Source organism: Streptomyces sp. NPDC032472 (assembly GCF_040636955.1).
GTDB lineage: Bacteria > Actinomycetota > Actinomycetes > Streptomycetales > Streptomycetaceae > Streptomyces.
The window spans coordinates 70,721-83,574 of record NZ_JBEZVK010000020.1; the positions used below are offsets into that span (position 1 = coordinate 70,721).

Annotated in this window: 11 protein-coding genes and 1 pseudogene; 3 read left to right on the forward strand and 9 right to left on the reverse strand. The window is 71.8% G+C overall.

Translation table 11 applies throughout. From position 1 onward, the window contains the following. Window positions 1–7 precede the first annotated feature (7 nt). The 7 genes from AB0F11_RS16155 to dacB form a co-directional block, all read right to left on the reverse strand. On the reverse strand, window positions 8–445 hold the full coding sequence (locus AB0F11_RS16155) for a hypothetical protein (RefSeq protein WP_362173218.1): 438 nt from the start codon (window positions 443–445) through the stop codon (window positions 8–10). 2 nt (window positions 446–447) lie between these two features. Next, window positions 448–1,053: a GTP cyclohydrolase I FolE gene (gene folE, locus AB0F11_RS16160; protein ID WP_362173221.1), complete on the reverse strand. Its 606-nt coding sequence runs from the start codon at window positions 1,051–1,053 to the stop codon at window positions 448–450. Between the two features lie 108 nt (window positions 1,054–1,161). Then, window positions 1,162–3,186: an ATP-dependent zinc metalloprotease FtsH gene (gene ftsH / locus AB0F11_RS16165; RefSeq protein ID WP_362173224.1), complete on the reverse strand. Its 2,025-nt coding sequence runs from the start codon at window positions 3,184–3,186 to the stop codon at window positions 1,162–1,164. 219 nt (window positions 3,187–3,405) lie between these two features. Continuing rightward, window positions 3,406–3,966: a hypoxanthine phosphoribosyltransferase gene (hpt, locus tag AB0F11_RS16170; protein WP_362173227.1), complete on the reverse strand. Its 561-nt coding sequence runs from the start codon at window positions 3,964–3,966 to the stop codon at window positions 3,406–3,408. Between the two features lie 65 nt (window positions 3,967–4,031). Next, the gene (gene tilS / locus AB0F11_RS16175) at window positions 4,032–5,087 is read right to left on the reverse strand and encodes a tRNA lysidine(34) synthetase TilS (protein ID WP_362173230.1); all 1,056 of its coding nucleotides are present in this window, start codon (window positions 5,085–5,087) and stop codon (window positions 4,032–4,034) included. A 205-nt stretch (window positions 5,088–5,292) separates the two neighbouring features. Beyond that, window positions 5,293–6,438: a zinc-dependent metalloprotease gene (locus tag AB0F11_RS16180; protein ID WP_362173233.1), complete on the reverse strand. Its 1,146-nt coding sequence runs from the start codon at window positions 6,436–6,438 to the stop codon at window positions 5,293–5,295. Between the two features lie 65 nt (window positions 6,439–6,503). Next, window positions 6,504–7,943, reverse strand: coding sequence for a D-alanyl-D-alanine carboxypeptidase/D-alanyl-D-alanine-endopeptidase (dacB, locus tag AB0F11_RS16185; RefSeq protein ID WP_362173236.1), 1,440 nt, complete (start codon window positions 7,941–7,943; stop codon window positions 6,504–6,506). A gap of 194 nt (window positions 7,944–8,137) precedes the next feature. Here dacB and AB0F11_RS16190 point away from each other — a divergent pair, with 194 nt between their 5' ends. The 3 genes from AB0F11_RS16190 (at window position 8,138) to AB0F11_RS16200 (ending at window position 11,111) form a co-directional block, all read left to right on the forward strand. Beyond that, the gene (locus AB0F11_RS16190) at window positions 8,138–8,629 is read left to right on the forward strand and encodes an inorganic diphosphatase (protein WP_226734267.1); all 492 of its coding nucleotides are present in this window, start codon (window positions 8,138–8,140) and stop codon (window positions 8,627–8,629) included. Window positions 8,630–8,827: 198 nt separating this feature from the next. Next, complete coding sequence (locus AB0F11_RS16195) at window positions 8,828–10,483, forward strand: threonine/serine exporter family protein (RefSeq protein ID WP_362173239.1); 1,656 nt, start codon at window positions 8,828–8,830, stop codon at window positions 10,481–10,483. Between the two features lie 85 nt (window positions 10,484–10,568). After that, a complete protein-coding gene (locus tag AB0F11_RS16200; RefSeq protein ID WP_362173242.1) occupies window positions 10,569–11,111 on the forward strand; it encodes an aminoglycoside adenylyltransferase in 543 nt (180 codons plus the stop codon). A gap of 139 nt (window positions 11,112–11,250) precedes the next feature. Here AB0F11_RS16200 and AB0F11_RS16205 read toward each other — a convergent pair. Together AB0F11_RS16205 and AB0F11_RS16210 are read right to left on the reverse strand one after the other, a co-directional pair. Beyond that, a pseudogene (locus tag AB0F11_RS16205) lies at window positions 11,251–11,883 on the reverse strand (VTT domain-containing protein); the annotation flags it as partial. Window positions 11,884–12,051: 168 nt separating this feature from the next. After that, a complete protein-coding gene (locus tag AB0F11_RS16210) occupies window positions 12,052–12,810 on the reverse strand; it encodes a MerR family transcriptional regulator (protein ID WP_362173245.1) in 759 nt (252 codons plus the stop codon). Between the last annotated feature and the right edge of the window lie 44 nt (window positions 12,811–12,854).

Here is a 12,854-nt window from a genome sequence, read left to right on the forward strand (position 1 = left end):
CCTACTACTAGGTCGAGGCAGGTTCTTCGCCGTCGGGGAGGAGCTGCTGCCAGAGCGGGTGCTCCAGCAGGTTCGCGTCCTCCCACAGGGCGAGCTCCAACTCGGTCAGGTACTTCCCGCCCCAGGCGAAGACCAAGGCCTCGCCGAGCAGCCGGCCCGAGGGCGCCCGCACCAGCCGGGACGCCACCACCGGGTCGTCCCCGCCGGGCGGCGCCGGCGGGGCGGCCTCGTCGTCCACCTCCAGGTACACGCTGCCGCACGGGCAGGTGCAGCCCGGTGCCATCCGCGTGTACGGCAGCTGCGCCCGGTAGGCGCGGTGGGCCTCGGTGTCCTCGCGCAGGACCCGCTCCAGGGTGCGGCGCACGTCCTCGCTCAGCGGTTCCCAGACCGGCCCGGCCCCCGTCCTGTCCGGGGCGGCGCTCTCCGAGGGCCCCTCCGCGGCCACCGTCAGCGGGCCATTATCAGGCTCATCGCCTCGTTGCGGGTGGCCGTGGCACGCAGCTGACCCCGCACCGCCGAGGTGGTGGTCTTCGCACCCGGCTTGCGGATCCCGCGGACCGACATGCACATGTGCTCGGCCTCGATGACGACGATCGCGCCGCGCGCCTCCAGGATCTCCATCAGGGAGTCGGCGATCTGCGTCGTCAACCGCTCCTGGACCTGCGGGCGCCGCGCGAACACCTCGACCAGGCGGGCCAGCTTCGACAGCCCGGTGATCTTGCCGCTCTCCGCCGGGATGTACCCGACGTGGGCGACCCCGTGGAACGGGAGCAGGTGGTGCTCACAGAGGCTCACGATCTCGATGTCCTTCACGAGGACCATCTCGTCGTGGCCGAGGTCGAACGTCGTCGTCAGGACGTCCTCGGGCTTCTGCCACAGCCCCGCGAGGATCTCCCGGTACGCCCGGGCCACGCGCGCCGGCGTCTCCAGCAGGCCCTCGCGGTCCGGGTCCTCGCCGACCGCGATGAGGAGCTCTCGCACGGCGGCCTCGGCCCGCTTCTCGTCGAACACGCCGATCGTGCCCTCGCCGTCCAGGGTCACTGGGTCGGTCATCTGTGCCTCGTTCCTGTTTTCGATCACCCGGGCATACGAAAATGCCGTGCCCCCCAGGCTAGAACCTGGGGGGCACGGCATTCATTCCGGGCCCGGTACGGCCGCCCGCTACTCGGCGCGGTCCTCCGGGGTGGGGTCCTTCTCCACCGACACGGCCGACGCGGCGGCCGCGGAGGTGCCGTTCGCCGAGTTCGTCAGCTGGAGCTCCTTGGGCGAGAGCACCGGCGGGCGGGTCGACGGGGTGCGGTGCGCGGAGCCGGTCCACGCGGGGCGGGCCGGGCGCTTGACGACCGTCGAGAAGATCTCGGCGATCTCCTCCTTGCCCAGCGTCTCCTTCTCCAGGAGGGCCAGGACCAGGTTGTCGAGCACGTCCCGGTTCTCGACCAGGATCTCCCAGGCCTCGTTGTGCGCGGTCTCGATGAGCTTCTTGACCTCTTCGTCGACCAGTGCCGCGACCTCTTCCGAGTAGTCCCGCGGGTGCGACATCTCGCGGCCCAGGAACGGCTCGGTGTTGTCCCCGCCGAACTTGATCGCGCCGAGGCGCTCGGTCATGCCGTACTGCGTGACCATCGCGCGGGCCGTGGCCGTGGCCTTCTCGATGTCGTTCGCGGCGCCCGTGGTCGGGTCGTGGAAGACCAGTTCCTCGGCCGCGCGGCCGCCCAGCATGTACGCGAGCTGGTCGAGCATCTCGTTGCGCGTGGTCGAGTACTTGTCCTCGTCGGGCAGGACCATGGTGTAGCCCAGGGCCCGGCCGCGGGAAAGGATCGTGATCTTGTGGACCGGGTCCGAGTTCGGCGAGGCCGCCGCGACCAGGGCGTGGCCGCCCTCGTGGTACGCGGTGATCTTCTTCTCGCGGTCCGACATGATCCGGGTCCGCTTCTGCGGGCCCGCCACGACGCGGTCGATCGCCTCGTCGAGCATGTGGTTGTCGATCAGCTTCCGGTCCGAGCGGGCGGTCAGCAGGGCCGCCTCGTTCAGCACGTTGGACAGATCGGCGCCGGTGAAGCCGGGGGTGCGCCGGGCGACGGCCGCCAGGTCGACGTCCGGGGCGACCGGCTTGCCCTTCTGGTGGACCTTGAGGATCTCCAGACGGCCCTGCATGTCCGGGCGGTCGACCGCGATCTGCCGGTCGAAGCGGCCCGGGCGCAGCAGCGCCGGGTCGAGGATGTCGGGGCGGTTCGTGGCGGCGATCAGGATGACGCCGCCCTTCACGTCGAAGCCGTCCATCTCGACGAGGAGCTGGTTCAGGGTCTGCTCGCGCTCGTCGTGCCCGCCACCGAGGCCCGCACCGCGGTGCCGGCCGACGGCGTCGATCTCGTCGACGAAGACGATCGCCGGGGCGTTGGCCTTGGCCTGCTCGAACAGGTCGCGGACGCGGGAGGCGCCGACACCGACGAACATCTCGACGAAGTCGGAACCGGAGATCGAGTAGAACGGGACGCCGGCCTCGCCGGCGACGGCGCGCGCCAGCAGGGTCTTGCCGGTGCCGGGCGGACCGTACAGGAGCACGCCCTTGGGGATCTTGGCGCCCACGGCCTGGAACTTCGCCGGCTCCTGGAGGAACTCCTTGATCTCGTGGAGCTCCTCGACGGCCTCGTCCGAGCCGGCGACGTCGGCGAACGTCGTCTTCGGCGTGTCCTTGGTGATGAGCTTGGCCTTGGACTTGCCGAAGTTCATCACCCGGGAGCCGCCGCCCTGCATCTGGTTCATCAGGAACAGGAAGACGACCACGATGAGGACGAAGGGCAGGAGAGAGAGCAGCACGCTCAGGAACGGGCTGGTCTTGTCCGGGGCGACCTCGTACCCGCCGGGGATCTGGCCGGACTCGTACTTGGTCTGGAGGTTCTGGGCGAGCTGGACGCCCTGGTCCCCGATGTAGTTGGCCTGGAACTTCGAGCCGGACTTCTCGCCGAGCTTCTCGTTCTTCTTGAGGTCAATCTTGATCATCTGGCTGTCGCCGGTGGTCAGGCGCGCCTGCTCGACCTGGCCACTGTTGATCGCCTTGATGACCTCGCTGGTGTCCACCGACTTGTAGCCGCCGCCACCGCCGACGACATTCATCAACACGACCACGGCGAGGACGGCCAGCACGATCCACATGACCGGCCCACGGAAGTATCGCTTCACGTCCATCCATACGGGGCGCCGGGCGCCCCGTCCCTCCTGCCCGTAGGTAAATGCTGCTGCGAGTAAAGACTGTTCTTCGGACTGTTCTTGGGAATCTACCCCTGTATTGTCACCCGCGGCCCGGTGGGACGGCTGACAGAACTGCTTTCCCCTGCTCCAACGGCGGGAAGCGTTCCAGAGTTCCCCTGCGGGGGCCCCGATCGGGACCCCCGGGCACGGCGTGCGTCAGCCGCCGTAGACGTGCGGGGCGAGGGTGCCGACGAACGGCAGGTTGCGGTACTTCTCCGCGTAGTCGAGGCCGTAGCCCACGACGAACTCGTTCGGGATGTCGAAGCCGACCCACTTCACCTCGATGGCGACCTTCGCGGCGTCGGGCTTGCGCAGCAGCGTGACGACCTCGAGGGAGGCCGGCTGGCGGGAGCCCAGGTTCGACAGCAGCCAGGACAGGGTCAGGCCCGAGTCGATGATGTCCTCGACGATCAGGACGTGCTTGTCCTTGATGTCGGTGTCGAGGTCCTTGAGGATCCGCACCACGCCGGAGGACTGGGTCCCGGCGCCGTACGAGGACACCGCCATCCAGTCCATGGTGAGCGGGGTGGACAAGGCGCGCGCCAGGTCCGCCATCACCATCACGGCGCCCTTGAGGACACCGACGATGAGCAGGTCCTTGCCCGCGTACTCCGCGTCGATCTTCGCGGCCAGCTCGGCCAGCTTCGCGTCGATCTCTTCCTTGGTGATGAGCACCGACGCCAGGTCGTTGCCCATGTCCTTCTCGTCCACCCGCATCACTTTCGTTGTCGGCCGGGACTCCGGGGGTGCCCCCGGAGGACTCAGCCGTGTTTCAGCACCAATCAGCCCTGCCGGATGACAAGTCTGCCACCCTGGCGCTGGGCCTCGACCCGGCCGGGCAGGTTGATGGCCCCCTGACCGCGCCATCCGGTGATGAGCCGGTCGACTTCCTCGATGTGGCGGGCGAAGAGGGAGCCTGCGGGGGAGCCTGCGGCGATGACGGCGCGGCGCAGGACGCGCCGGCGGACGGCGGGGGGCAGGGCGTAGAGCTTGGCGCACTCCAGGCGGCCGTCCGCGTCCGTCACGCCGGCCTCGGCCTCGGCGGCCCAGGCGTCGAGGGCGTCGGCGTCGTCGCGGGAGAGCCGGGCGGTGCGGGCCAGTGCCTCGACGACCCCCTTGCCCAGCGCCTTCTCGAGGGCGGGCAGTCCCTCGTGGCGGAGCCGGGAGCGGGTGTAGGCGGGGTCGATGTTGTGCGGGTCGTCCCAGACGGGCAGGGACTGGACCATGCAGGCCTTGCGGGCGGTCTGCCGGTCGACCTGGAGGAAAGGGCGGCGGTAGCGGTGGGTGCGCCCGGTGGCGCCGGAAACTTCGGCCATGCCGGACAGGGAGCGGATGCCGGAGCCGCGGGCGAGGCCCAGCAGGACGGTTTCCGCTTGATCGTCCCGGGTGTGGCCGAGCAGCACGGCCGCGGCGCCGAGCCGGTCGGCGGCCTCGTCCAGGGCGGCGTAGCGGGCGTCACGGGCGGCGGCCTCGGGTCCGCCCTCGCGGCCGACGCGCACGGCGACGGACTCCACCGGGTCGAGGCGGAGCGCGGTCATGCGGGCGACGACCTCGGCGGCGCGCAGCTCGGAGCCCTCCTGGAGGCCGTGGTCGACCGTGATGCCGCCGGCCCGGATGCCGAGCTTGGGCGCCTCGAAGGCGAGGGCGGAGGCGAGGGCCATGGAGTCCGCACCGCCGGAGCAGGCGACGAGGACCAGCGGCGGGGCCCCTTCGGCAGCGGCGCCGCGGCCGGCGGCGGGCCGTTCGGCGGCGGGTCGTTCGGTGAGGTCGGTCAGGACGTCGTGGAGAACGCGGCGAACCGCCAGGCGTATCGCCGCGACCGCAGGATGGGGACCCATGTCCGGTGCCCTTCGGTGGAGTTCGGATGCCTCTGAAGGCTTCGGAGGCTCGGCACAGCCCCCGCGAGAGGGGGTTGTCACTCAGAGTGCGTCGATGGTGACAGAACCGAGCCGTTCCCTGAGCATCGCACGCCCTTCCACGCCCCACGGTCCCTCGGACGGGTGACGCTTCTTCCCCCAGGGAGACAGGTTTACGCCCCCTGGGTCACTCCCCTTCGCTCGGTTCGCTCCCCCTGCGGTGAACGCGGGCCACCCAGTCCGCGGGGCGCGCGATCTCGGCCTTGGTGGGCAGCGTGTTCGGGGACGTCCACACCCGGTTGAAGCCCTCCATGCCGACTTGGCCGACGACGGCGCGCACGAAGCGCTCGCCGTCGCGGTACTGGCGCAGCTTGGCATCGAGGCCGAGCAGCTTGCGCAGGACGGCGTCGAGGCGGCCCGCGCCGCTGGCCCGGCGCTGCTGGAACTTCTCGCGGATCTCGGCGACGGAGGGCACGACCTCGGGGCCGACGCCGTCCATCACGAAGTCGGCGTGGCCTTCGAGCAGGGACATGACGGCGGTGAGGCGGCCGAGGACCTCGCGCTGCTCGGGGGTCTGGACGAGCTCGACGAGGGAGCGGCCCTCGTCTCCGTGCTCGGAGTCGGGGCGGGCGCCGACGAAGGACTGGGCGGCCTCGCGCAGGCGTTCGAGGATGGTCACCGGGTCCATCTCGGTGGCGCCGAGGAAGGTCTGGATCTCGCCCTCCAGGTGGTCGCGCAGCCACGGGACGGCGGTGAACTGGGTGCGGTGGGTCTCCTCGTGGAGGCAGACCCACAGCCGGAAGTCGTGGGGGTGGACCTCCAGCTCGCGCTCGACGTGGACGATGTTGGGCGCGACGAGCAGCAGCCGGCCGCCGCCCGCGGGCGGGCCCGGCAGGTCGCGGCCGAGCGGGGCGAAGGTCTCGTACTGGCCGAGCACGCGGGAGGCCAGGAAGCTCAGCAGCATGCCGAGCTCGACGCCGGTGACCTTGCCGCCGACCGCGCCGAGGACGGCGGCGCCGGGGGTGCCCGCGCGGCGCTCCTGCATCTTGCCGAGCAACGGCGCGAGGAGCTCGCGGAACCCGGCCACGTTGGCCCGGACCCAGCCGGGCCGGTCGACGACGAGGACGGGCGTGTCGGCGACGGCGGCGCCGTCGGGGATCATCCGGGTGAACTCGCGGACGTGGCGCTCGGAGGTTCTCGCATGCCTGCGCAGCTCCGCGACCACGGCCCGGGCCTCGTCGCGGCTGACCTCCGGACCCGGCCGGACCAGCCGGATCGCGGTCGCCACCGCGAGGTTCCAGTCGACCATCTCCGCACCACCGATGCTCGTCATGCGTCAACGGTACGTGGACCAGCGCGGATGCGGATCCCCTGTGGACGCCCCGGTGGGCCCGCGCCTCACCGCGGCGCGCCGGCCACGGCGGCCGCGAGCTTGTCCAGCCCCTTCTCCGCGGCCCCGCCGTCGGGTGCGTTCGCGGTCAGGAAGGCGAAGGCGAGCAGTCGCCCGGAGGGGTCCACGACCGTGCCGGAGAGGGAGTTCACCCCGGTCAGGGTGCCCGTCTTGGCCCGGACCAGGCCGGCGGCCGGGGAACTGCCGGCGTTGCGGGCGCGCAGGGTCCCGGTGAAGCCGGCGACGGGCAGCCCGGTGAGGACGGGCCGCAGCTCGGGGTGGCGGGGGTCGGCGGCCCGGGCCAGGAGGCCGGTGAGCAGGCCGCTGCTGACCTTGTCGGCGCGGTTGAGGCCGCTGCCGTCGGCGAAGCGGGAGCCGGCCACGTCGATGCCGAGGGCGGCGATGCGGTCGGTGACGGCCTTCTCGGCGCCCTCGAAGCTGGCGGGCTGCCCGGAGGCGAGGGCGGTCTGCCGGGCGAGGGCCTCGGCGATGTCGTTGTCGCTGTTGGTCAGCATCCGCTCGACGAGGCCGCCGACCGGCGTGGACAGGGTGGCGGCGAGCGGCGGGGCGCCCGGGGCGGGCTTGGCCCGCACCGGGTCGGCGGTGACCTTGATGCCGAACCCCTTCAGCAGGGCGGCGAAAGCGCCGGCGGTCTCGGCGGCCGGGTCCTCGACCCGGTCCACGGGGCCGGAGGTGGAGTCGTCGGGGCGGCCCTCGTCGGCGGCCAGGGCCGTGACGAGGGCGATGTTGGCGTTGACGCCGATCGGGTGGCGGGCGGCTCCGGTGTAGAGGGAGTCGTCGTAGCCGAGGGTGACGGTGTCGGTGCCGGCGGCTTTGAGGGCCTGGGCGGTGTCGGCGGCGAGCGCGACGAGGCTGCCGCCGGATCCCGCGGGGCTCTTCTTCTTGGCGGTCAGGGACGGGTCGCCGCCGCCGACCAGGACGATCTGCCCGGGCTCCGGGCCGGCCGCCACGGTGGTGCGGATGCGGTGCTCGGGGCCGAGGGCGGCGAGGGCGGCCGCCGCGGTGGCGATTTTGATCGTGGAGGCCGGGGTCATCGGCTCGCGCGGCCCGGACTCGTACAGCACCTGCCCGGTGGCGGCGTCCACGACCGAGGCCGTACGGACGCTGCCGAGCGCGGGATCGGCCAGCAGGGGGCGCAGCAGCTCGGCGAGCTTCGCGGAACCGGCAGCTCCGTCGGCGGCCGCGGCCTGGCGCGGCGCGCCGGGACCGATCCCGGCGAGCACGCCGGGAGCGCTCGGCGCGGCCTGCGGCAGCGGGCCGGCGCCGTGATCTGCGCCACCCGTCAGGCCCCAGGAGGCGGCCCGGTCCCGCTCGGCCTTACGCTGGCCGGAGTCCCAAGGACCGGCGGCGGAAACCGCCGCCACCGACAGGGCGAGACCGGCAACGGTCGACCCCGCGATGAGCTGCCACGTCTTGACCAATGGCACCTCGGACCAGCCCCTTTCGCGATCACACACATGCGTGAGGGACACTTAACCACTGCGTCTTGCCGCGAGCATGGCACCCCACCCGGCTGGGGGTACCTCCCAGCGGTAGCCGGGGGCGGTGGGCCGGACGCGCTATCACTCGGAACACATCAAGCTCCGGCACAGGGCCGGAGCTGATCATGGAGGAGCAGGACGTGGAGTTCGACGTCACCATCGAGATCCCCAAGGGTTCGCGGAACAAGTACGAGGTGGACCACGAGACCGGCCGGATCCGTCTGGACCGTCGTCTGTTCACCTCCACCAGCTACCCGACGGACTACGGCTTCGTCGAGAACACCCTCGGCGAGGACGGCGACCCGCTGGACGCGCTGGTCATCCTGGACGAGCCCACCTTCCCGGGCTGCCTGATCAAGTGCCGCGCCATCGGCATGTTCCGCATGACGGACGAGGCGGGCGGCGACGACAAGCTGCTGTGCGTGCCGGCCTCCGACCCGCGTGTCGAGCACCTGCGCGACATCCACCACATCTCGGAGTTCGACCGCCTCGAGATCCAGCACTTCTTCGAGGTCTACAAGGACCTGGAGCCGGGCAAGTCGGTCGAGGGCGCCGACTGGGTCGGCCGCACCGAGGCCGAGGCCGAGATCGAGCGCTCCTTCAAGCGTCTGCAGGAGCAGGGCGGCCACTGAGCGCCCGGGCTCGTCGGCCGCTGAGCGCCTGAGCGCCTGAGCGCCTGAGCCTGTACCGCCGAGCGGGCGGCACCCCCCAGCGGGGTGCCGCCCGCTCGCGTTCGTACGGGCCCCCTCACCGGCCTCCGGGGCCTTGGTCGCCGTGGATGAAACGATTCCGCATACTGATACCCGGGCCGGTCAGGGACGGGAGGACGCGTGGCGGAGGACGGGGAATCCGGCGGCACGGAGGACCGGAAGCCGATATCCGACGAGGCGCACAGCGCCTTCACGCCGCCGCCCGGGATGGAGCCGGAGGCCGGCGGGGACGAGCAGCCGACCTCGGAGTTCACGGTGCCGCAGGGGCTCCCGGTGCTGTCCGGTCCGGAGCCGGAGGGCTCCGCGTTCACACTCCCGGCCACCTACAGTGCCCAGCACTCGCCGCCCGCCCACCTGCCCGGCCACGGCCTGCCCCTCTCCCCGCTGACGGACTCCCCCTGGCAGGACCGCATGCGCACCATGCTGCGCATGCCGGTGGACGTCCGGCCGGTGCCCGAGCCGGTGCAGAAGCACGGCGAGGCCGGACCTGCCGTGGGCCGCGTCCTCGACCTGACCCTGCGCATCGGCGAGCTGCTGCTCGCGGGCGGCGAGGGCGCCGAGGACGTGGAGGCCGCGATGTTCGCCGTGGCCCGCTCCTACGGGCTGGACCGCTGCGAGCCCACGGTCACCTTCACCATGCTGTCGATCACCCACCAGCCCTCCCTGGTGGACGACCCCGTGTCGGCGAACCGGACCGTGCGCCGCCGCGGCACCGACTACACCCGTCTGGCGGCCGTCTTCCGGCTGGTGGACGACATCAGCGCCCCCGAGGTCGAGGTCACGCTCGAGGAGGCCTACCGGCGGCTCGCCGTCATCCGGCGCAACCGGCACCCGTACCCGACCTGGGTCCTCACGGCGGCCACCGGACTGCTCGCCGGTGCCGCCTCGATCCTCGTCGGCGGCGGCGTGGTCGTCTTCTTCGCAGCCGCGATCGGGGCCATGCTCGGCGACCGGCTGGCCTGGCTGTGCGCCGGGCGCGGGCTGCCGGAGTTCTACCAGTTCGTGGTCGCCGCCATGCCGCCCGCCGCGATCGGCGTGGCCCTGTCGCTGTCCGACATCAACGCCCTCGCCTCCGCGGTGATCACCGGCGGGCTGTTCGCGCTGCTGCCCGGGCGGGCCCTGGTCGCGGCCGTACAGGACGGCCTGACCGGCTTCTACATCACCGCCTCGGCCCGCCTGCTGGAGGTCATGTACCTCTTCATCGGCATCATCATGGGCGTCCTGGTGGTGCTCTACCTCGGGCTCCAGCTCGGCGCCGCGCCGCGGCCCGAGGAGGCCCTCCAGATCACCCAGCGGCCGCTGATCCAGATCGCCGCCTCGATGGTGCTGGTGTTCACGTTCGCGATCCTGCTCCAGCAGGAGCGGTCCACCGTGTGGATCGTGACGTTGAACGGCGGGGTCGCCTGGGTGACCTTCGGGGCCCTGCACTACGCGGGCGGCATCCCGCCGGTGCCCTCCACGGCCATCGCCGCCGGGCTCGTCGGCCTGTTCGGCCAGCTCTTCTCCCGCTACCGCTTCGCGTCCGCGCTGCCGTACGTCACCGCCGCCATCGGCCCGCTGCTGCCCGGCTCGGCGACGTACTACGGGCTGCTCCTGATCGCCGAGAACCAGCTCAACAAGGGTCTCGGCTCCCTGACCAACGCCGCCGCTATCGCCCTGGCCATCGCCATCGGCGTCAACCTCGGGCAGGAGGCCTCGCGGCTGTTCATGAAGATCCCGGGAGCCGCGACCGCCGCCAGCCGCCGCGCCGCCGCCAAGCGCACCCGCGGCTACTAGAACCGCAGCCGGGACCGCTCAGCCGGCGCCGGCCGGGGCGAAATGCGGATGCCCGGCCCGCGGCTGCCGCGTAGCCTCCACCCCCATGGACACCGAGCGCACCGCACTGCAGCTGCGGCTCATCGCCGACACGGTGGAGGCCGCCGAAGCCGCCGGGGCGCAGGTCTGGCTCCGCGGGGGCTGGGCCATGGACTTCTTCCTCGGCAGGCCCACGCGCGACCACGAGGACCTCGACTGGTTCACCTGGGCCGCGGACGCGTCGCGGCTGGCGGCGGAGCTGCTGCGCCGTGGCCACCGGCCGCTGCCCGGTCCGCCGCCGGACCGGCAGCTCGACTTCGTCCGGGACGGCGTGGAGAGCCAATTCGCCCTGCTCGACCGCGACCGCGCCGGCCGGGTCGTGGTCGCCGGCGGCCCCTGGGCCGGAGAGCCCTGGCCCGACGGCATGCTCGATGCCCCGCCCGCCTCCCTCGGGGCGGTGCGGTGCCCGATCGTCAGCCCCGCCGCGCAGATCGAGATCAAGCGGATGACCCCGGTCTGGGTGCCGGGACTGCCGCGCCGGCCGAAGGACGCCGAGGACATCGCCCGGCTGGAGGCGGCCCTGCGCGCACGGAACGGCCTGCCCCGCTGACGACCGGCCCCGGACATGCCTGCGCCCCGCCGGACCGCAGCGGGTCCGGCGGGGCGCAGGGGGCGTGCGTACGGGCTCGGGAGGCCGGTCAGCGCTTGGCGTGGCGGCGGCGCTCGCCCGGGGCCGGGACCCCGCCGGCGCCGGCCTCGGCGGCCCTGGCCTCCTTGCGGGCCTTGAGGACCTCGAAGGCCACCGGGATCAGCGACAGCAGGACGATCAGGACGAGGATCGCCTCGACGTTGTTCTTGATGAAGGTGATCTGGCCGAGCCAGTAGCCGGCGAGCGTGATGCCGCCGCCCCAGGCGACGCCGCCGATGATGTTGTACGTCAGGAACGTGCGGTACTTCATCGAGCCCGCGCCCGCGACCATCGGGGCGAAGGTGCGGATGATCGGCACGAAGCGGGCGAGCACGATGGCCTTCGGGCCGTGCTTGTCCATGAACTCGTGCGCCTTGTCCAGGTTCTCCCGCTTGAAGAGCTTCGAGTTCGGCCGGTTGAACAGCTTCGGCCCGAAGAACTTGCCGATCATGTAGCCGACCTGGTCACCGATGATCGCGGCGGCCGCGATCAGGGCGCACACCACCGCCAGCGGCTGCTTGATGTACTCGCCGTTGGCGACCAGCAGACCGGCCGTGAACAGCAGCGAGTCGCCGGGGAGGAAGGCGAAGAGGCCCGATTCCGCGAAAACGATGACCAGGATGCCGACCAGGCCGAAGTGCGAGATCAGATAGTCCGGGGACAGCCATTCAGGGCCGAGCGCAAGCGTGTACACGGGTGCGGGTCTCTCCTGGATCGGGGGGCGTCCGCGGGGGTGGAGGGGGGTGGGGCGGACGAAGAGGATCGTCTCAATTATCAACGCACTCGGCCACCACCCGGTTCCAGGTACCGGATGGCGGCCGAAGGGGGACCGCCGGGCCGCAAGGGCCCGGGAGGCCCCGTGCTAGGCGTTGCGGGCGGCGTTCGCCACGATCGCGTCCCGCAGGAACACCGCGAGGCCCGGGTGGATGGCCTCGTAGTAGGCCGTGAACCGCTCGTCCGACACGTACATCTCGCCGAGGCAGGTGTGCAGCTCGTACGCGCAGGTGTAGTGGTTCTGGTTGAGCCAGCCGCGGTGCTCCTCGGCGAGGTCCATGGCCGCCTCGGAACCGGCGGCGGCCCCGGAGTCCATCAGGGCCGCAAGGCGGCCGTGGATCCCGTTGGCCTCCTCCGTGATCCGCTGCCAGTCCTCCTTGGTGTACGAGGCCGACCGGCGGGCGGACTCCTTGTACTCCTCGGTACCGCCCCAGCGCTCCTCGGCCTCCGCCGCGTACTGGTCGGGGTCGAAGTCGCCGAAGACCTCGAACTTCTCCTCGGGCGTGAGGTTGATGCCCATCTTGTGTGCCTCCATGGCGTGCTCCACGGCCTTGGCCATCTGCTGGAGCCGGTCGATCCGGTCGGACAGGAGGGCGTGCTGCCGGCGCAGGTGCTCCCTCGGGTCCGCATCCGGGTCGTCCAGCAGGGCTGCGACCTCTTCGAGGGGGAAGCCGAGCTCCCGGTAGAACAGGATCTGCTGCAGCCGGTCGAGATCGGCGTCGTCGTAACGCCGGTGCCCCGCCTGGCTGCGGCTGCTCGGGGAGAGCAGGCCGATCTCGTCGTAGTGGTGCAAGGTGCGCACCGTCACCTTGGCGAAACCGGCGACCTGTCCCACGGAGTAGCTCATGGCTTCCGCCCCTTCTTCTCGGTACGGCACCGACTCTGCTGCCT

What these genes read in the sequence shown, in the direction of transcription:
- folE (WP_362173221.1), bottom strand. Translation starts at nt 1,053, where the DNA reads ATGACCGACCCAGTGACCCTGGACGGCGAGGGCACGATCGGCGTGTTC.
- ftsH (WP_362173224.1), bottom strand. Translation starts at nt 3,186, where the DNA reads ATGGACGTGAAGCGATACTTCCGTGGGCCGGTCATGTGGATCGTGCTG.
- hpt (WP_362173227.1), bottom strand. Translation starts at nt 3,966, where the DNA reads ATGCGGGTGGACGAGAAGGACATGGGCAACGACCTGGCGTCGGTGCTC.
- tilS (WP_362173230.1), bottom strand. Translation starts at nt 5,087, where the DNA reads ATGGGTCCCCATCCTGCGGTCGCGGCGATACGCCTGGCGGTTCGCCGC.
- AB0F11_RS16180 (WP_362173233.1), bottom strand. Translation starts at nt 6,438, where the DNA reads ATGACGAGCATCGGTGGTGCGGAGATGGTCGACTGGAACCTCGCGGTG.
- AB0F11_RS16200 (WP_362173242.1), top strand. Translation starts at nt 10,569, where the DNA reads ATGGACACCGAGCGCACCGCACTGCAGCTGCGGCTCATCGCCGACACG.
- AB0F11_RS16210 (WP_362173245.1), bottom strand. Translation starts at nt 12,810, where the DNA reads ATGAGCTACTCCGTGGGACAGGTCGCCGGTTTCGCCAAGGTGACGGTG.